Source organism: Kutzneria sp. NPDC051319, assembly GCF_040682195.1.
GTDB lineage: Bacteria > Actinomycetota > Actinomycetes > Mycobacteriales > Pseudonocardiaceae > Kutzneria.
Genome location: NZ_JBFBAM010000003.1, coordinates 269,301 through 287,505 on the forward strand (window position 1 = coordinate 269,301; position 18,205 = coordinate 287,505).

The following is an 18,205-nucleotide window of genomic DNA, read 5'->3' on the forward strand; positions in this document are numbered from 1 at the left end:
ATGGACTCCCAGGGCGTTGAATGGCTTGCTGTTCCATTCTCTCCCTGGAGTTACTCCATTTGCTTGGTTATTACAGCGCGTCCCGCAGCACGGGACAGGACATGCAGCGCGGGCCGCCGCGGCCGGAGCCCAGCTCGGAGCCGCTGATCCGCAGCACCTCGATGCCGGCGTCCTCAAGCCGCGCATTGGTTTCCACATTCCGCTCGTACGCGACGACAACGCCCGGCGCGACGGCCAGCGTGTTGTTGCCGTCGTCCCACTGCTCACGCTCGGCGGTCACGGCGTCGAGGCCGGTGTCGATCACGCGCAGGCGGTCGATGCCCATCGCGGCGGCGGCCGCGGTCAGGAACGGCGACGGACCGTCGACGCTGACGCCGCCGGCGCCGTCGGGCCGCAGCGTGAAGGCGGACAGCGAGTCGCGGATCGCCGGGTACATCACCACGGCGTCCCGGTCGACCATGGTGCACACGGTGTCCAGGTGCATGGTGGCGCGCTCCTGGGCGATCGGCACGGCCAGCACGGTGTGTGCGAGGCCGTCCAGGAACACAGAGCGGGCGAACGACTCGGCCCCGGCCGGCGTGGTGCGCTCGCCGACGCCGATGGCCAGCACGCCCTCGGCCAGCAGCAGCACGTCGCCGCCTTCCAACGGCGCCGAGTGCGCGCCGTAGGCACGGGAGGTCTTGGCGAACCGTGGGTGGTACGCGTAGATGAGGTCGGTGATCGACGACTCGCGGCGGCGGGCCGGCATCACCAGCGAGGACACGGCGACCCGGTCGGCGACCCAGGCCGAGGAGTCGCGCGTGAACAGCAGGTTGGGCAGCGGCGCGATGGCGAAGTCGTGCGGCAGGTGCATGTGCCGGACCAGCGACCCGCCCTCGGACGCCGGCAGCTCCTCGAACGTCATGCCGGCCATGAGCACGGTGGCCAGGTCGGACGGCGCCAGTGTGGACAGGTGCGATCGCAGCACGTCGGCCAGGTCGATGCCGAGCTGGCGCTCGTCGACGGCGGCGTAGATGCCGGCGGCGCGGGCCCGCTGGTCCTCCAGCGAGGTCCGCAGCAAGTCGGCCAGCAGCAGCACCTCGACGCCGCGGCCGCGCAGCGTGCCGGCGAAGGCGTCGTGCTCCTCCTGGGCCCGGCCGACCCAGGGGATGCCGTCGAACAGCAACTGGTCGTTGTTGCGCGGGGTCAGCCGCTTCAGTTCCAGGCCGGGCCGGTGCAGCAGCACCGTGCGCAGCGGCCCGACCTCGCTGTCGACCCTGGGCGAGAGCTCCGTGGCAGAACTGCTGTCTGAGGTCACGGCCACGAGGGTAACCACGCCACAGTGGATTTGTCGCCCCTCAAGCGGATATTTCGGCGATTTCAGAAACAGAATGACCATCAGAGCAACTGTTCGTTAAACAAAAGCGCCGTTCGAGCATAGATCTGTTGTTGTCACAATCCGGGGATGACGCCCTTCAGCAGCGCGTAGCCGACGAAGGAGAAGACGTCGAGGATGGTGTGGGCGATCACCAGTGCCCACAGGCGGTTGAACCGCTGCCACACCCGGCCGAACACCAGCCCGAGCACGATGTTGCCGAGGAAGCCGCCGAAGCCCTGGTACAGGTGGTATGACCCGCGCAGCACGGCCGCGGTGACCAGCGAGGTGTTCTCGCCCCAGCCGAACCGCCGCAGCCGGGTGATCAGGTAGCCGACGACCAGCGACTCCTCGGCCCACGCGTTGCCGAAGGCCGACAGGATCAGCACCGGCACCCGCCACCAGGTGTCGCTGAGCGCCGACGGCACCACGTTCAGGTTGATGCCGATCGCCCTGGTCAGGAAGTAGAAGCCGAGCCCGGGGATGCCGATCAGGGCGGCCAGTCCGCAGCCGGCCAGCAGATCCCGGCCCGGCCGCGTGCGGTCCAGGCCGACCAGCCTCGGCCCGATGCCGGCCCGCCACAGCAGGTACGCGCCGAGCGCTCCCCAGGCCAGCAGCTGCAGGATCCCGGCCAGCTGCGCCAGCAGGTCGAGCAGGTCGATGTTGGCCTGCTTCACGTTCAGCGCCACGCTCTGCTTGTTCAGCGGCGTGGTCTGGAGCAGGGAGTTGAGCAGCGAGATCAGGCTGCGCAGCCCGGACAGCCCCAGCGTCGCGCTGAAGACGATCAGCAGCTCCCAGGTGTAGCCGCGCCGCTGCACCGGATCGGTGATCGCGTCCGTCACCCGCGCCGGGTCCAACCAGCTGCGCACAGTGCTCGCCATGGAGGCGGACGCTACCTGTTACCCCCGCTGGCCTGCGTCAAGAACGGGCAGCCCATCAACCTGCGCAGCTCACCGGACAGCTCCTTGGCCGTGGTGACCGGGTGGGCGAAGGCGATCCGGACGTCGTGGTCGGCCTCGACGGCCTCGACCCGCAGCCGCAGGCCGAGCCGGTCCAGCCCGAGCGGGCGGACGTGGCCGCCGCGCAGGTGCTCCGGCAGGTGCCGGCTGAGCAGCTCGACGACATCCCGGTGGGACAACTCCAGGTGCCGCAGCCACTGGTCCTCTTGCAGGCAGAACGGGTCGGGCTCGGCCTCGCCGAACTCGCTCGGCCGCACGGAGCTGGTGCCTTCGGCGTCGGCTACGACCATGGAGGCCGGCGTCAGCCGCAGCACGGTGGCGCCGTGACCGGCGTCGAGCAGGCGCGGGTCGGGCTTGGCCTCGGAGACCTCCAGCACCGCCGACCGGGCCTGCTCGCCCTCCAGCGCCCGTAGCCAGCCGGTGATCCAGAGCAGCCCACGCACCGGCTCCCGCAGCGGCACCGGGGCGGTGTCGGCCAGTTCGAGCATGCCGGTCAGCTCGCCGCGCGGGGCCTGCATGGCCAGCGCGACCAGCGGATCGTTGTCAGGGAACAGGAGCGTGGCGACCCCGTTCGCATGCACATGGTGCAGCAGCGGCACCGTCCGGGACGCCGAGGCCGACGCCTCGTCGGCACCGGGCAGCACGGCGGCCCGACCCCCGCGCGCGGCGATCGTCCTCGCCCGTTCCGCCGCGGTGGGCGCCGGCGGCCGATACGTGGCCTGGCTCATCGCTCACCTCCAAGTTAGGTCACCCTAACCTCTGGCGGCCGGTCTTGGGAAGCGCACGTTCGTGTGCTCCTGACCAGGTCATCTGCCGACCGCCATGCCCGCGTCCTCTGCCCAGGCTGCCACGTCGTCCCGCCGCAGCGCAGCCGCCAGCAGGTCAGGGAACCGGTCCGGCGTACACGCGAAGGCCGGCGCGCCCAGCTCGGACAACCGCGCCGCCAGCTCATGGTCGTAGGCCGGGGCGCCGCTGTCGGACAGCGCCAGCAGCACCACGACGGTCACCCCGCTGGCCACCAGCTCCCGTACCCGGCGCAGCAGCTCGCCGGCCACGCCGCCCTCGAACAGGTCGCTGATCAGCACCATCACCGAGTCGGCCGGCCGCTTGATCAGCGACTGGCCGTAGGCCACCGCCCGGTTGATGTCGGTGCCGCCGCCCAGCTGCGTGGAGAACAGCACGTCGACCGGGTCGTCCAGGGTCTCGGTCAGGTCCACGACCTCGGTGTCGAACACGACGAGCTTGGTGTCGACGGCCCGGATCGAGGCCAGGACGGCGCCGAACACGGCGGAGTAGACGACCGACTCGGCCATCGAGCCCGACTGGTCGACCAGGAGCACCACGTCTCGCAGCGACGCCGTGCGCGACCGCCGCTGCCGGCCGATCAGGTCGCCGACGACCACCGTCTTCTGCGCCGGCTGGTAGTTCTTCAGGTTGGCCCGGATGGTGGTGGCCCAGTCCACATCGGACAGACGGGGCCGACGGGTCCGCCTGGACCGGTCGATCGCGCCGTGCACGGCGGCCAGCAGGCGATCGGCCAGCTGGCGCTCGACGTCCTCGACGACCTTGCGCACCACCGCCCGCGCGGTTTCTCGGGTACGGGCCGGAATGGCCTTGGACAGCGAGACCAGGGTGCCCACGAGCCGCACGTCCGGCTCCACTGTGGACAGTAGTTCCGGTTCGAGCAGCAGCTTGTTCAGGCCCAGCCGCTCCACGGCGTCACGCTGCATCACCTGCACGACCGAGGTCGGGAAGTAGGTCCGGACGTCGCCGAGCCAGCGGTGCAGCACGGGATTGCTGTTGCCCAGGCCGGCGGACCGCTTGCCGTCGGCACCCTCGCCGCCGCCACCGTAGAGCGCGGTCAGCGCACCGTCGCGACGGCCGTCGTCCTCGCCCAGGCCGCCCATCTCGCCGGCCGCGGCGCCCAACAGCAGCCGCCAGCGCCGTTGCCGTTCCTCGGTCATGCCGACGCTCCGATCAGATCGCGGACGTGGGCGGCCAGGCGCACGGCCCGGTCCTCGTCCCAGTCCCCGGTGGGCATGGTCACGGCCTTGCTGCCACCGGCCATCACCCGGTCGCCAAGGGTGCGGCGCTCGGCCGAGCTGAACTCGCCGACCGCGCGGCGCAACAGCGGCACCGCGTCGGCGAAGGCCTCTGAGGACAAGGCCGTGAGCCAGGTGTCGATGAGCGCGAACAGTCGGTCGTCCGCGGCCAGCAGGGCGGCCGAGCCGCGGAGGAAGCCCGCCACGAAAGCGGTCGCGCCCGCTGTGGCTGTCACCGCCCGATGCAGCCGCGCGGCCACGGAGTCGGTGTCCAGGTCGCCAGATTCCCACAGTAGGCGGGTGGCTCGCCCGGCCGGCAGGCCATGCGCGTCGGGCAGTCCGACCAGCCGGATCAGCGCGTCCCGCCACGCCGCCCGGTGATCGTCGTCGGCGGCCAGGCCGGCGGCGTCCTGGGCGGCGTCGAGCGCGGCCACCAACTGGTCGGCGGTGTCGTCGTCCACGTTGCGACAGGCCAACGGCAGGCCGACCGCGCCACGGGCGAGCAGGCCGTGCAGCGCCGACCGCAGCAACTCGGGATCGGTGCCACGGACGGAGCCATACCGAACCGTGCTGGCCAGCGACGGCAGCGCCGACAACAGCTCGGCGGCGTCGGTCGCGGCGGCGGCGCAGCGGTCGAGCGCCCGGCGGGCGGCGACCAAGGCGGCCGGCGACTCGCAGAACACGGACTGCTCCAGCACCGCGGCGGCCTTGGCCACACGGTCCGCGTCCTCGGCCCGCTGCCGCAGCACCTGCTCGGAGGCGGCCTCGACGGTGGTGCCGTGCCGGGCGGCGGCCGCGATGGCCACCGCCATGCTCGGATCCCACCGCACCCGCCACGCCTCGGCGAACGAGCCCGTGCTGTTGGTGTGGTCGTGCTCGCCCCACGGCACGTCCAGCACGGCCAGCCGCCGCAACAGCTTGGAGCGCTCGCGGTCCATGTCCTTGCGGAGGTCGAGCCGGTACTGCTTCTCGGTCGCCGCGGCCGGCAACCGCAGCCGTCGTTGCAGGCGTTCGAGGTCCGCGGCCAGCGGCGAGCGCGGCACGCCCTCGCCGACCATGCCCAGTTCCTCGCCGACCACCAGCTTCTCGTGCACGAGCCGCAGCGGCGTGTCGTCTCCGCCGCACAGCACGGCCAGCGTCGCCTCGCTGACCTCGGCCAGCCCCGGCGACGGCCGTCCCCGCATGGCCGCCAGCGCATCGGCCAGCCGCACCGCCTCCACCGCGCTGGCCGTGGAGGCCGGCAGGTCCTCCGCGCGGAGAACCTGGCAGGCGCGGGCGAACCAGCGCGGAACGGCGTCACCGGCGGCCGCGGTCTCCCACAGGTGCGCGTACCAACCGGGCGAGGCGATGCCGGCGCCGTAACCGGCGGCGTTGGCCAGCCGGCCGTGGCTCCACGGCACCCACGTGCCGCTGATCTTCTTGCGCGGCAAGCCCTTGAGCAGCGCGGCATCGGCGTTCGCCGCGGGAAGGTCAAGGAGGGCCGGCACATGCCAGGCGCCGCAGACGACCACGATCGGGCCCTCGACGTCCTTCAAGCCCTTGCGCAGCGCCTGCCGCATCGCCGCCTCGCGCCGCAAGGTGCGCTGACCGACGTGGTCGGCGAACTCGTCGCGCAGCGCGGTCATCGCCTCGGTGACGGCCTGGGCCAGGCCGATCGGATCGGCCGCCGCGTGGTGCTCGACGACGTCCTCCCACCAGCGCTCCGGGTCGTCGAAGCCGGCCGCCTCGGCCAGCAGCCCCAACGGGTCGATGGCCACCCGGTCCGGCTCGTCGTCCTCACCCAGCGTCGCCGAGGCGGCCAGGTCGAAGAACCGCAGCGGCACCGAGTTCTCGTCGGCCCAGCGCAGCGCCTGCCACTCCGGCGAGAAGCCGGCGAACGGCCAGAACGCGGCCGTCGCCGGATCGGCCTCGTCGTGCAGCAGCAACGCCACCGGCGGCGTCAACCCGCTCACGTGCGCGACCAGGCCGTCGGCCTCCGGAGGCCCCTCCACCAGCACCAGCGCCGGCTCGACGGCCGCCAGCGCGGCGGCCACCATCCGCGCCGATCCCGGCCCGTGGTGGCGGATGCCGAGCAGCGTGACGCGATCCGGGAGCTTGGGCATCAGGCGTAACCGGCGAGGTCGTGGTCCTGGCAGGCGCGGTACAGGTCGCGCCACTCCGGCCGCTCCTTCACCACTGCCTCCAGGTACTCCTGCCAGGCGGCGGTGTCCGACACCCGGTCCTTCACCACGGCCCCGAGCAGTCCCGCCGCCAGCTCGTCGGCGCCGAGGCGGCCGTCGCCGAAGTGCGCGGCCAGCGCCATGCCGCTGGTGATCACCGAGATCGCCTCGGCCGTGGACAGGCTGCCGCTGGGCTTCTTCAGCTGGGTGCGTCCGTCCACAGTGGACCCGGTGCGCAGCTCGCGGAACACGCGGACCACCCGGCGCACCTCCTCCAGCGCCGGCGGCTCGGCCGGCAGCTGAAGGGCCCGCCCGAGCTGGGCAGCCCGGCTGGAGACGATCTCCACCTCGGCGTCCTCGGAGGCCGGCGGCGGCAGCACCACGGTGTTGAACCGGCGGGCCAGCGCCGAGGACATCTGGTTCACGCCGCGGTCCCGGTCGTTGGCCGTGGCGATGATCGAGAACCCGGCCACGGCCTGCACCTGGAAGTTCAGCTCCGGCACCGGCAGCGCCTTCTCGGACAGCACGGTGATCAGCGAGTCCTGCACCTCGGCCGGCATCCGGGTCAGCTCCTCGACCCGGGCGATCGCCCCGGTCCGCATGGCCCGCAGCACCGGGCTGGGCACCAGCGCCTTCTCACTCGGCCCCTCAGCGATCAGCCGCGCGTAGTTCCAGCCGTAGCGGACGGACTCTTCGCTGGTTCCGGCCGTGCCCTGCACGACGAGCGTGGAGTCGCCGCTGATCGCCGCGGCCAGGTGCTCGGACAGCCACGACTTCGCGGTGCCGGGCACGCCCACCAGCAGCAGCGCCCGGTCGGTGGCCAGCGTGGCCACGGCGACCTCGACGATCCGCCGGTCGCCGACGTACTTCGGGGTGATCTTGGTGCCGTCCGGCAGCTCGCCGCCCAGCACATAGCGGACCACGGCCTGCGGAGACAGCTTCCACATCGGCGGCCTCGGGCGGTCGTCAACCGCTGCCAGAGCGGTCAGCTCGGCGGCGTACTGCTGCTCGGCAGACGGCCGCAGCACGGTTTCAGAACTCACTGATCGCCCCTTCGATCGAACGCGTCCCGCAGTTGGACGCGCAGGTGCAGCACGGCTTGTTCGTTGGTGTGTTCCGGCCAGCGCTCGGCGATCCGCGGCCACTGCTCGGTCAGCACGCCGACATCGCCCCTGGTCAGCAGGACGGGCGGCGGCCGCCCGGTGCGCCACCCGGGCGTGACGGCGACGACGAAGCGCTCCAGCAGCGCCTCGGTGGTCCCGGCCGACCAAGGGCCCGGCAGCTGCGAGCAGCCATGGTCGAGCAGGTCGTACTTCCAGTCGTGGGAGACGGCGACGAGCACCTCCGAGGCCGTGCGCGCCGGCAGCGAGTCGATCGCATCCAGCAGCGCCATGCCGGTCAGCACCTCGGACGCCGCCAGTGCCCACGGCACCGGGTCGGCGGCGAGCGGCAGCGCGTCGGCGATGCCCTGCAGCAGCGGCTTCGCCCACGGGCTGGCCACCACCTGGTCCAGGTCCCAGAACTCCGGCGGCACCGACGCGGCCGCCGCCCGCAGCCGGCCGGCGATGCCGGTCTCGGTGTTGCCGTCGTGCAGCAGGTCCCGCCGCTCGGCGGCGTCCGGCTCCAGCTCGAAACGCCCGTCCGGGATCACGTCGGCGTCGCGCAGGCCGTCCCACAGCCGGCGCTCGGCCCGCTGGGCCAGCGCGGTGCCGGGAATCCTGCGCAGCATGCGCAGTGCGAAGTCGTGCACGGCGGCGACCCGGTCGTCCAGCGCCAGCTCCAGCAGCGGCTCATCCTCGATGGCCAGGTTGACCTCAAGGGCGTGGATCCACAGCTGACGATCGGTCGTGCGGCGCTCCTCCGGGTACCGCTCGGCGGCCAGTTCCCGCACCGCCGCCGGATCGGTCCGCCGCCACTGCCGCAATGCCGTCAGCCGCTTGCCGGCCGTCGCCGTCGGGTCGTACTCCTCCTGGTCTTTGGCGCCGACCGCCCAGCCCCAGTCCTTGCTCAGCTGGGCCAGCCACTGGCCGCGCATACCCAGCACGAGCCGAATTGCCGGCCGCAGTGTCGGGCGTGCGCCGCCGAGGGCCAGCAGCTGCGGCAACTGCGCGTGCGCCGCGACGACACGGGACCGGCTGGCCGCCGCGCACCACTCGGTCAGCAACGCCTCGTCGTCCCAGCCCAGCACCTGGGCCAGCACGGTGCGCACGGACTCGCCGGCCAGCTGCGCGTTTTCCGGCGGGGCAAGGGGAACCGGCGTCAAGTTGTCGGGCGTCATCGGCAGCCGCGCACCGAAACGGGCCACACCCAGCGCCGCGCAGTCGGCCAGCAGCGTGTCCCGGTCGACGTTGCCCCGGCGCGTGCCGACCAGCAGCTGCTGCACGGTGTCCTGCCACCGCTGCTCCATGCTCACGACACCACCTCCGGGAACGCGCCCGGCTCGGCGATCGCGCACAGTTGAAGGGAATTCCCGTCCCACAGCCCCGTCGCGTCGAACGGCTCGCCGCCCGTGCGGGCCAACGCCTGAGCCAGCGAGGCCACCGCTCGCACCGGCAGCGCGCGACCTGCCGTGTCGACCAGGTACACCGACCGATCGTCACGGGCTGGGCGTACAGCCTTGGCACACAACGGAACCAGCCGCAGCCACGGGTCGCTGACCAGCAGCGGCTCGGCCGCCGCCAGCGCCTGCTCCCACGTGTCCGCCAATGGAATCGGCCCGGCCGGCCCGGTCCTGGACACCTCGCCGACCGCCACCCGCCGGGGCAGCCCGCCCGGATAGGGATGCATCACCGCCGTCAACTCCGCCCCCGGAGTCATTGCCGGCACGGGAATCGCACCGCCGGCCGCGTGCCTCGCCGTGTACACCCACTGCTTGCGGGACCGCCCCCAGGCCCACTGCCGCACCGTGCGGACCTTGCCGTCGTCGCTGTCCGTGCGGAGCAGGACCACCCAGTCGTCCGACCAGCTCTCGCCGGCCCGGACCTCCTGCTCGGTGGTGGTGAAGCCGAGGCGAACCCTTGCCGCGTCCGAGAAATCCGTCCGGCTGAGCAGGTACAGCCGTCCGATGTGGTCGGTCGCCTCCTCGTACCAGCGGGGGCGGTTGGCCCCCACCACGGACCGCAGCTCGCCGATCGCCGAGGCGATGCCGGGCGCCTGCGCGTCCACCATCCGGACCATGATTCCCTGCCACCACAAGGGCTCTCGCGACGGCAGCGTGTGCAGCCCGCCGGCCGACAGGTCGGTCAACCAGTCGGTGAGACCGGCGATGCCGGCCCGCACCGACTCCTCGCGGCGCTTGCTCGGCTGCGCCGGCTTCCGCTCGGCGGTCGACCGGCTGTGCCGGGCCCGCAGCCAGCTGCCCACCCACTCCGGCTGGCCACCCTCTTGCGTGGAACCGCTGGCGTGCAACAGCTGTAGCGCCAACGCGTGCTTGCACGGAGACTTCCGCGACGGGCATGAGCACTTCGTCGCCCGGTCCGTGAGGTCGACGCAGACCTGGTACGGGCTCTTCCCGCTGCCCTGGCACAGCCCCCACAGCGCGGCGTCGTCGCGGCCCAGCTCCGGCCACTTCGCGGGCGCCGCCAGCTTGCTGGCCCCGGTCGCCACCTGGCGGTCCGGCGCCTGCGCCAGCACTGCTTCCACGTCCATGACACGACCATATGGGCACCCCCCGACAGTTTTGTCGACCAGCACAGGCCCTACTCCGTTCGCGCAGGTCACAGTCGGATGAACCAGTTAGGCGCGGCGAGTTGCGCCCTGGTAGGAATCACCGCATCAGCCGAGGGGGGATTGGTGGACAAGGCGACGACTGCCGTCTGGCAGCCGCCGACGGACGGCCCGGTCGGCCGGGATTTCGACGTCCGGGTCAACCTCGCCGCGCAGGCCGGTATCAGTGAACGGCTCCCGCGGGCCTGGTCGGTGTGCGTCTTCGTGGCGCTGCTGTGCCTGGCCGACCGGCTGTGGGTGAGCGCCGCGCTCGCGTTGGCGGCGGCGTTGGTGCTGAGCGGGAACATGCTGCGCTACTGGGCGTTGGTCGGCCGCTGGCGGCCGGCGACCCTGGCGCTGCTGGAGTCGGAGCCGGCCCGGTCGGTCAACTACGAGCCGGTGACGCGGCGACTGGTCCGGATCGATGGGACGGTGCTGCGGACCCATCCCAACTACCAGAACGCACGGTTGTGGCTGGTGGGCCCGAACGCCGACGGGTTCGCGGTGTTGTTCTACGGCAGCCGGCCGTTCCCACGAGCCGCACGAGTGGTGGCCCGGCCGCCACGGCGCTCGGGCCCGCCGCCGAGGAGCAAGGTGCGCGACCCGCTCTGGCGGGCCCGGTTGATCCGCACCCTGACCGCGGCGGCGTTGGCCTTGCGCTGGACGGTCATCGTGGGGCTCACCGTCTCCGTCGGACTGGAACTGGCACCGCAGCCGCACGTCCTGGCGTGGATGCTCGGCGTCGCCGGTGTGCTGATTCTGATCCTGCTGATCCGGAACCTGCGCCGGAGCTGGCCGTCGCTGCGTCTGCCCGCCCTGATCTCCGTGCCGCTCGTCGAGCACCGAGCGCGGCTGATGCCGAAACGGACGGTCGCGGTGACGCTGGCCGACGGCTCCGAGCTGGTCGGCAGGCTCATCCGGAACCAGGACGTGACGTCCAGTGTTCGCGCGTCCGGGCGACTGTGGATCGCGGGCACGCCGGCGGCCGGGGCGACGCTGGGCGTCGGTGTGCCGGACTTCCCCATCGTGGGGGCTGTCCGGTTCGACAAGTAGGGGGGAAACGAAGGTGGACAACACTCAGATATCGGCCGCGGTGTGGCGGCCGGCGGAGCAGTGGCAGGCCGATGACACGGCGGTCGAGCTGCGGCTGAAAGTGATGAGGCGGTATCCACGCAACGCGATCATCGGCATCGCGGTGTCGCTGGTGCTGGCGTTGCTGGTCTCGGCGTTTCGGCCGCACGTGACCGCGCTCAGCGTGGTGTTCGTGCTGAACGCGGTCCGACTCGTGGTGGTCGGCGTCCGCCACCAGGTCCGCTTCGGACGGTGGCTGACGGCGTCGAAGGACCTGCTGGTCGGCAACCCCAGCCAGCGGGTCGGCGCGCGGATCGTCACGCACAAGGGCGACCGCACCGTGCTGTCCGTGGGGCCGATGCACCTGCGGGTGTTGCCGGTCAGCTGGGGCATGCGCCAGGTCATCGCCCGCACCGGCGAGATCACGATGATCGGCCCGGATGCCGAGGGCAACGCCGTGGTGTTCGTGGACAGCCAGCCGAGGCCGCTGACGGCGAAGGTGGTCGAGGCGCCGGAGCCGACCGAGCCGGAGCCGATCGCCCGCACCTCGGCCAACGGCGCCGAGGATGACGTGCCGCAGTGGTACGCCAGGCGGCACGCGCGCATCCAGCTGATCCCGTTCGTGGGCCTGTTCCTCGTGTACGGCGCGCTGATCTACGACGCGCAGCAGCGCACCTTCCTCCCGGGATTCGCCGGGTTCTACGTCTTCCTGCTGGTGGTGAGCACGATCCTGGGCATCACCCGGGTTCTCGGCCAGATGCGGCTGTCGACGCTGCTCGCCGTCGGGCGGTGGCAGGCCCACCCGGTGACCGTCGAGGCGTGGAAGGGCGACGAGCGGCGGCCGTTCGCCGACCTCACGCTGGCGATGGGCCCTCCCGGCGGCCAGCACCGGATTCTGGTCAAGCACGCCTCCGTGGAGCTGGTGGCCAACATCAGCGCCACCGGCACGCTGTGGATGATCGGCCTGCCCAAGGACCGCAAGGCCGCCGCCGTCGGCGTGCCGGGGCACCCCGTCGTCGCCGCTGCGAGATTCGCGTGAACGCCGTCTGGCGGCCGCCGGACCAGCATCAGACCGGCGACGAAGCGGTCGAGTTGCGGCTGAAGAAGCTGCTCGCCGGCAGCCCGAGTCGACGGGTCACCGCCCGGGTGGTGGCGTATCGGCTCGGCCGCACGGCGGTCGCCGCCGGGGACGTCCACCTGCGGGTGCTGTTCGCCGACCGGGGACTGCGGCAGGTCATCGCCAACACCGGTGAGATCACGCTGGTCGGCCCGGATGCCCATGGCCGTGCGGTGGTTTTCGTCGACGGCCAGCCGACGCCGCTGCCGGCGAAGGTCGTCGCGGTGGCGGAGCAGTCCGAGCCGGAGTCGACCGTGGACGTGCCGAAGTGGTTCGTGGCGCGGCAAGCCGGTCTGTACTGGCTCACGCTCGCCGGAGCGCTGCTTGCGGTCGCGGGGTTCGCCTATGACGCCCAGCAGCCGATCCTCCCGGATGGACAGTCGCGCCGGTTGGTGGTCCGGCCCGCGTCCCCGGAGCTGATGGCCAACGTCTACGTCACGGCCACGCTGTGGGTGGTTGGGCCGCCCACAGCGGGGAAACTGCACGCGGTCGGCGTTCCCGACCATCCCATCGTTGCCCCTGCGAGGTTTGTGTGAACGACATGTGGCGGCCGCCGGCGGCCGCGCTCGGCAGCGATCCGGCCGTGCAGCTGCACCTGAAGCACTGGCACCGGCGGAAGTCGGTGCAGTCGCTCGTCGTCTGTGTGGTGCTGGCGGCGCTGATGTTCCTGTTGCACAGGGGTTTCAGCATGCTCGGGGTGCTGTTCCTGGTGTTCGCGGCGGCGACGGCGGTCGGCCCGATCCAGTTCCGGTCCCGAATCGGCTGGTGGCTGGCGGCGGCGCCGTCGCTGCTGGACGGTGCGCCGGTGGTGCGGGTTCGTGGCGAGGTTGTCGGCGGCGACAAGGCGTGGATGCTGCTGTCCGTCGACGGTGGACGGCTGCATCTGCGGGTGACGAACGTGCAGCGGTCGCTGCGGCAGCTCGCGGCCCGGCAGCGTGAGGTGTCGCTGATCGGCCCGAACGCGGACGGCGTCGCGGCTGTGGTGCTCGACGGTGTGCCGATCCCGCTGGTGGCGAAGGTCGTGCCCGCGCCGGCCGACCCGCGGCCGGAGCCGGTCACGGACGAGGACCTGCCGCGCTGGGCGGCGACCCAGGCGGCCCGCCTGGTGTGGCTCGGGGTCGCTGCCGTCACGCTGATGGGCGCGAGCGTGGTCTTCGATCTGCTGCTGTTCATGGATGGCTGGCTGGCCGCGACGCTCGGCTTCGTCGTCGTGCTGCTCGCGGGTTTCATCGCCAGCTTCTTCCGGCGGGGCGACCAGCACCGCATGGTGAAGCTGCTCGGCAACGGCCCGTGGCAGGCCTACCCGGTGCAACTGCTGTCGTGGACCGGCAATCCCGCGCTCGTCGGCCGGCTGCGGCTGGTTCTGACGATGCCGGACGGCGGTCAGCTGCCGGTCAGCGCGAGGCTGGCGCCGGCATGGCTGATCGCCAACATCAGCGCCACGGGAATGCTGTGGGTGGCCGGCAGTCCGCACTACGGCCAGGCGGCCGTGGTGGGGCTGCCCGGCCATCCGTTCGCCGCGGCGGTCCGTTTCCAGGAGCTTCAGGCGCGCTGACGGCGGGCCCAGGTCCAGGCGTACGCGTCGTCCTCGCACGCCTGGGCCGCCTCGCCCAGTTCCAACGGCCGGAACGTGTCCACCATCACAGCGGTCTCGTCGAAGAAGTCCGCGCCCAGCGACGCCTCCACCGCGCCCGGCTGCGGCCCGTGCGTGCAGCCGGCGGGGTGCAGGGACAGGGAGCCGATGCCGATGCCGGAGCCCTTGCGGGCCTCGTAGTTGCCGCCCACGTAGAACATCAGCTCGTCGGAGTCGACGTTGGCGTGGTTGTAGGGCACGGGGATCGACAGCGGGTGGTAGTCCACCTTGCGGGGGCAGAACGAGCACACCACGAAGTTGGGGCCCTCGAACGTCTGGTGCACGGGCGGCGGCTGGTGCAGGCGGCCGGTGATGGGCTCGAAGTCCCGGACGTTGAACGCCCACGGGTACAGGCAGCCGTCCCAGCCGACCACATCGAACGGGTGGTTGGCGTAGGTGAACCGGGTGAGGCCGGCCCGGTGGCGCACCAGCACGTCGACGTCCTCGCCGTCGGCCAGCAGCGGCTCCGACGGCCCACGGACGTCCCGCTCGCAGTACGGGGAGTGCTCCAGGAACTGGCCCTTGGCCGACAGGTAGCGCTTGGGCGGGCCGATGTGACCGGTGGCCTCCAGCACCAGGATGCGCATCGGCTCCCCGGCGGTTGGCACCACCCGATAGGTGCACGAGGTGGGGATCACCACGTAGTCGCCGTCGCCCACCGGCAGCGCGCCGTAGATCGTCTCCACGACGCCGGAACCGGTCTGCACGTACAGCAGCTCGTCGCCGGTGGCGTTGCGGTAGAGCGGGCTCGGGGCGGTGGCCGCGACGAAGGCGATCACGACGTCGGCGTTGCCGAACAGGACCCGGCGGCCGGTGACGGCGTCGGCGTTGTCCCAGGTCAGGTCGGGTGTCTTGAAGTGTCGCGGCTTCAGCGGCAGGTTCGGCTCGGTGCCTCGGCGCTGGTCGTCGGCGGTCTGTGAGTCGACGATCGCGGTGGGCAGGTGCCGGTGGTAGAGCAGCGCCGAATCGGAGGAGAAACCCTCGACGCCCATGAGCTCCTCGGCGTACAGACCGCCCTCCGGTGTGCGGAACTGGGTGTGCCGCTTGCGGGGGATTTCGCCGACCTGTCGGTAGTAAGGCATTGGGCTCTCCAGGTGTCCGATAGTCGGACATCTTTGTTCAGCTGCCGTGACACCGCTAGCGTGTCACCCGTGTCAAGCGCTGTAGAACTCCGTGCGCCCGGTCCACGAGGCACGCCGCCGCTGCTGGCGAGGCTCGTCGACGACGCGGCGCTGTTCCCACCGGGCAACGCGACAATGGCGGACGCGGTCCGGGGGCACCTCGAGGGGCGCTCCGGCGAATGGGCCGGTGTGCTGGGCCTTTTCCTGTGTCCGGCGTCCCGTCTGCCGGAGCTGATCACCGAGTTGATCAAGGCCAAACCGGTCAAGCCGGTGGCCATCTCGCTGGTCATCGACACCGGCCTCGGCGGTGTGCCGAAGGCGGTGTCGATCGTCGAGTCACGCAGCGAGCTGCTGTCGCTGCGGATGGTCGAGATGCCGGCCCCGTCCGACGTGGACGAGGTGTGGCTCGAACGGGTGTCGGAGTTCGTGCCCGAGGACGTCATCCGGGTGGTCGAACCGCGTCGGGGCGGCGCGGAGTGGCTGGACGGCGTCGGCCGGGTCATCGAGCACGGCAGCTGGCCCAAGCTGCGCTGCGGCGGCCTGAGCCAGGAGGCGTTCCCCAGCCTCGACCAGGTGGCGGACTTCCTGTCCGTGGTCTCCGGCGGCGGCGTGTCCTTCAAGGCCACGGCCGGCCTGCACAATGCGGTCCGGCACACCTCCGAGGAGACCGGGTTCACCCACCACGGCTTCCTCAACCTGCTGGTGGCCACCGCGCGCTCGCTGTCCGGCAAGGACGTGCGGGAGGCGCTGGCCGAGACCGACGGGGAGAAGCTGGCCGAGGAGGCCAAGGCCCTGTCCGACCCGGCGGCCCACGCGGTTCGCGGCGTGTTCGCGTCCTACGGGTCGTGCTCGCTGACGGATCCGGTGAACGACTTGGAGAAGCTGGGGCTGCTGTGAGCTGGATCGACGACCCGGAGTTCACCGGGGACCACCCCTTCGGCCCGCAGACGCTGCCTTACGGCGTCGTCGACGAGGGCGTCGCGGTCCGGGTCGGCGGTCAGGCCCTGCCGCTGCGGCCCATCGCGGCGTCCTTCGGCGACCGGCTGGCCGAGCTGGTGTCGGCGGACAGCCTCGACCCGCTGCTGGCCGCCAACCGGCCGCTGTGGAGCGAACTGCGGGCCCGGCTGCTGGAACTGGTCGCGGCGACCAAGGCGCCGCCAGGGGCCGTGCTGGCGCCCCTGGCGTCGGCCCGGCTGCCGTTCACCGTCGGCGACTACGTGGACTTCTACTCGTCGCGGCACCACGCGGAGAACGTCGGCAAGATCTTCCGGCCGGACGGGGCGGCGCTGCTGCCGAACTGGACCCACCTGCCGGTCGGCTACCACGGCCGCGCCGGCACGGTGATGGTCTCCGGCAGCGACGTCGTGCGGCCCAAGGGCCAGCGCAAGGGCGCCCACGGTCCGGAGTTCGGCCCGAGCGTGCGGCTGGACATCGAGGCCGAGGTCGGCTTCGTCTGCGGCGGCCCGGTCGCCCGTGAGGTGCACACCTCCGCGGCCGCCGAGCACGTGTTCGGCGTGGTGCTGGTCAACGACTGGTCGGCGCGGGACATCCAGGCCTGGGAGTACCAGCCGCTGGGCCCGTTCCTGGCCAAGTCCTTCGCCACGTCCGTGGGCGCGTGGATCACGCCGCTGGAGGCGCTGTCCCGGGCCCGCATCGCGCCGCCGACGCCGCCCAACCCGCTGCTGCCCTACCTCGTCGAGGACGTGGACTGGGGGCTGGACCTGGAGCTGCGGGTGTCGTGGAACGACACCATCGTCTCCAACCCGCCGTTCTCGACCATGGCCTGGACGTTCGCGCAGCAGCTGGCCCACATGACCGTGAACGGCGCGACCGTGCGGCCCGGGGACCTGTTCGCCTCCGGCACCGTGTCGGGGCCGGACAAGTTCCAGCGCGGCAGCTTCCTGGAGCTCAGTTGGGGCGGCAAGGAGCCGGTCGAGCTCAAGGACGGCAGTTCGCGGATGTTCCTCGAGGACGGCGACACCGTGGTGATCACGGCGACCGCCCCCGGCGAGGACGGCACCGTGGTGGGCCTGTCCGAGGTGGCCGGCACCGTGCGACCGGCGGCCTGACATGGTCGAGCCGGCCACCCGTGAGAGTTCGCTGACCCTGGAGCGGGGCCTCGCCCTGCTCCAGGCCGTCGCGGACTCCGACACGGGTGCGCCGAGCATCAGCGACCTGGCCACCGCCATCGGCGCCTCCCGGGCCGCGGTCTATCGGCTGTTGGTGCCGTTGCAGGCCCGGGGGCTGGTGCTGCGGGACGGCTCCAAGGTCCGCCTCGGCCTCGGGGTGCTCCAGTTGGCGGCCAAGGTCGTGCCGCAGCTGCGCAATGCCGCCACGCCGCCCTTGAGGGAGCTCGCCGAGGGCGTCGGGGCCACCGCCCACCTCACCGTGGCCGAGGGGCACGAGGCGCAGGCTGTGGCCGTCATAGAGCCCTCCTGGACGACCTACCACGTGGCGTACCGGGTCGGCACCCGTCATCCCGTCAGCCGGGGCGCCGGCGGCAAGGCCATGTCCCTGCCGCCCGGCGGCCCCGAATGGGTGGACAGCACCGGCGAGCTCCAGCCCGGCGCCTACGGCGTCGCCGCCCCCGTCCGGGGCGTGCCGGGCCTGCGGGCCAGCGTCGGCGTGATCTCCATGGAGCCCCTCGACCAGACCGTCGTCGGCCCCCTGGTGGTCGCCGCCGCGGCCGCCGTCGCCCAGGCGCTGAGCTAGATGTACTGACTCGTGAGGTTAGGAACGCGGCTGGCTGGCGGTAGGCCGTTGAGTGCGGTGTGGCCGCGGTGGTGATTGTAGGTGTGGAGCCACCGTGGCAGCTCCTGGCGGCGTTCGGTCTCGGACTGGTAGGGGCGGGCGTAGGCCCATTCGTCGAGCAGGGTGCGGTTGAAGCGTTCGACTTTGCCGTTGGTCTGGGGCCGGTAGGGGCGGGTGCGTTTGTGGGTGATCCCGGCTGCGGTCAGGGTGTCACGCCACAGGCGTGAGCGGTAGCAGGATCCGTTGTCGGTCAGTACCCGGGCGACGGTGATTCCGTTGGTGTGGAAGAAGGT

17 protein-coding genes are annotated in these 18,205 nt (G+C 72.0%); 7 read left to right on the top strand and 10 right to left on the bottom strand.

All coding sequences use genetic code 11. The features are described 5' to 3' along the window. Positions 1–70: 70 nt before the first annotated feature. The 8 genes from AB0M73_RS04810 to AB0M73_RS04845 all read right to left on the bottom strand — a co-directional run bounded on the left by AB0M73_RS04810 (position 71) and on the right by AB0M73_RS04845 (position 10,162). Positions 71–1,297 (bottom strand): arginine deiminase, encoded by a 1,227-nt coding sequence (locus AB0M73_RS04810; RefSeq protein WP_363886831.1) that lies wholly within the window; start codon positions 1,295–1,297, stop codon positions 71–73. Positions 1,298–1,431: 134 nt separating this feature from the next. Further along, entirely contained in the window at positions 1,432–2,235 is an 804-nt protein-coding gene (locus tag AB0M73_RS04815; protein ID WP_363886833.1) for a CPBP family intramembrane glutamic endopeptidase, read from the bottom strand. An 11-nt stretch (positions 2,236–2,246) separates the two neighbouring features. Continuing rightward, positions 2,247–3,041 (bottom strand): DUF2470 domain-containing protein, encoded by a 795-nt coding sequence (locus tag AB0M73_RS04820; RefSeq protein ID WP_363886836.1) that lies wholly within the window; start codon positions 3,039–3,041, stop codon positions 2,247–2,249. 78 nt (positions 3,042–3,119) lie between these two features. After that, the gene (locus AB0M73_RS04825; RefSeq protein WP_363886839.1) at positions 3,120–4,277 is read right to left on the bottom strand and encodes a VWA domain-containing protein; all 1,158 of its coding nucleotides are present in this window, start codon (positions 4,275–4,277) and stop codon (positions 3,120–3,122) included. Further along, positions 4,274–6,457, bottom strand: a complete 2,184-nt coding sequence (locus tag AB0M73_RS04830; protein ID WP_363886842.1) for a DUF5682 family protein — start codon at positions 6,455–6,457, stop codon at positions 4,274–4,276. The genes AB0M73_RS04825 and AB0M73_RS04830 overlap by 4 nt, the downstream gene beginning before the upstream one ends. Further along, the gene (locus AB0M73_RS04835) at positions 6,457–7,557 is read right to left on the bottom strand and encodes an AAA family ATPase (protein ID WP_363886845.1); all 1,101 of its coding nucleotides are present in this window, start codon (positions 7,555–7,557) and stop codon (positions 6,457–6,459) included. The genes AB0M73_RS04830 and AB0M73_RS04835 overlap by 1 nt, the downstream gene beginning before the upstream one ends. Further along, a complete protein-coding gene (locus AB0M73_RS04840; RefSeq protein ID WP_363886909.1) occupies positions 7,554–8,921 on the bottom strand; it encodes a DUF5691 domain-containing protein in 1,368 nt (455 codons plus the stop codon). The genes AB0M73_RS04835 and AB0M73_RS04840 overlap by 4 nt, the downstream gene beginning before the upstream one ends. A 2-nt stretch (positions 8,922–8,923) precedes the next feature. After that, positions 8,924–10,162 (bottom strand): SWIM zinc finger family protein, encoded by a 1,239-nt coding sequence (locus AB0M73_RS04845; protein ID WP_363886848.1) that lies wholly within the window; start codon positions 10,160–10,162, stop codon positions 8,924–8,926. A 144-nt stretch (positions 10,163–10,306) separates the two neighbouring features. Between AB0M73_RS04845 and AB0M73_RS04850 the strand changes: the two genes are divergently transcribed. The 4 genes from AB0M73_RS04850 to AB0M73_RS04865 are packed head-to-tail and all read left to right on the top strand — an operon-like array spanning position 10,307 to position 13,962. Beyond that, the gene (locus AB0M73_RS04850) at positions 10,307–11,272 is read left to right on the top strand and encodes a hypothetical protein (protein WP_363886851.1); all 966 of its coding nucleotides are present in this window, start codon (positions 10,307–10,309) and stop codon (positions 11,270–11,272) included. Between the two features lie 13 nt (positions 11,273–11,285). Then, positions 11,286–12,329 (top strand): hypothetical protein, encoded by a 1,044-nt coding sequence (locus tag AB0M73_RS04855; RefSeq protein WP_363886854.1) that lies wholly within the window; start codon positions 11,286–11,288, stop codon positions 12,327–12,329. Further along, on the top strand, positions 12,326–12,943 hold the full coding sequence (locus tag AB0M73_RS04860) for a hypothetical protein (RefSeq protein WP_363886857.1): 618 nt from the start codon (positions 12,326–12,328) through the stop codon (positions 12,941–12,943). Before AB0M73_RS04855 ends, AB0M73_RS04860 begins: the two co-directional genes overlap by 4 nt. Continuing rightward, positions 12,940–13,962, top strand: coding sequence for a hypothetical protein (locus tag AB0M73_RS04865; RefSeq protein ID WP_363886859.1), 1,023 nt, complete (start codon positions 12,940–12,942; stop codon positions 13,960–13,962). The genes AB0M73_RS04860 and AB0M73_RS04865 overlap by 4 nt, the downstream gene beginning before the upstream one ends. Here the strand turns inward: AB0M73_RS04865 and AB0M73_RS04870 are convergent. Continuing rightward, positions 13,950–15,122, bottom strand: coding sequence for a homogentisate 1,2-dioxygenase (locus tag AB0M73_RS04870; RefSeq protein WP_363886862.1), 1,173 nt, complete (start codon positions 15,120–15,122; stop codon positions 13,950–13,952). The genes AB0M73_RS04865 and AB0M73_RS04870 overlap by 13 nt on opposite strands. Before the next feature lie 69 nt (positions 15,123–15,191). Between AB0M73_RS04870 and AB0M73_RS04875 the strand changes: the two genes are divergently transcribed. The 3 genes from AB0M73_RS04875 to AB0M73_RS04885 are packed head-to-tail and all read left to right on the top strand — an operon-like array spanning position 15,192 to position 17,873. After that, on the top strand, positions 15,192–16,058 hold the full coding sequence (locus AB0M73_RS04875; RefSeq protein WP_084579784.1) for a hypothetical protein: 867 nt from the start codon (positions 15,192–15,194) through the stop codon (positions 16,056–16,058). Then, positions 16,055–17,230, top strand: coding sequence for a fumarylacetoacetase (fahA, locus tag AB0M73_RS04880; protein WP_363886867.1), 1,176 nt, complete (start codon positions 16,055–16,057; stop codon positions 17,228–17,230). The genes AB0M73_RS04875 and fahA overlap by 4 nt, the downstream gene beginning before the upstream one ends. A gap of 1 nt (position 17,231) precedes the next feature. Then, the gene (locus AB0M73_RS04885; protein WP_043720304.1) at positions 17,232–17,873 is read left to right on the top strand and encodes a helix-turn-helix domain-containing protein; all 642 of its coding nucleotides are present in this window, start codon (positions 17,232–17,234) and stop codon (positions 17,871–17,873) included. On the opposite strand, the gene AB0M73_RS04890 is transcribed toward AB0M73_RS04885, so the two are convergent. Then, positions 17,870–18,205: integrase core domain-containing protein (locus AB0M73_RS04890; protein WP_363886870.1), on the bottom strand; the 336-nt coding region annotated here is incomplete at its 5' end. The genes AB0M73_RS04885 and AB0M73_RS04890 overlap by 4 nt on opposite strands.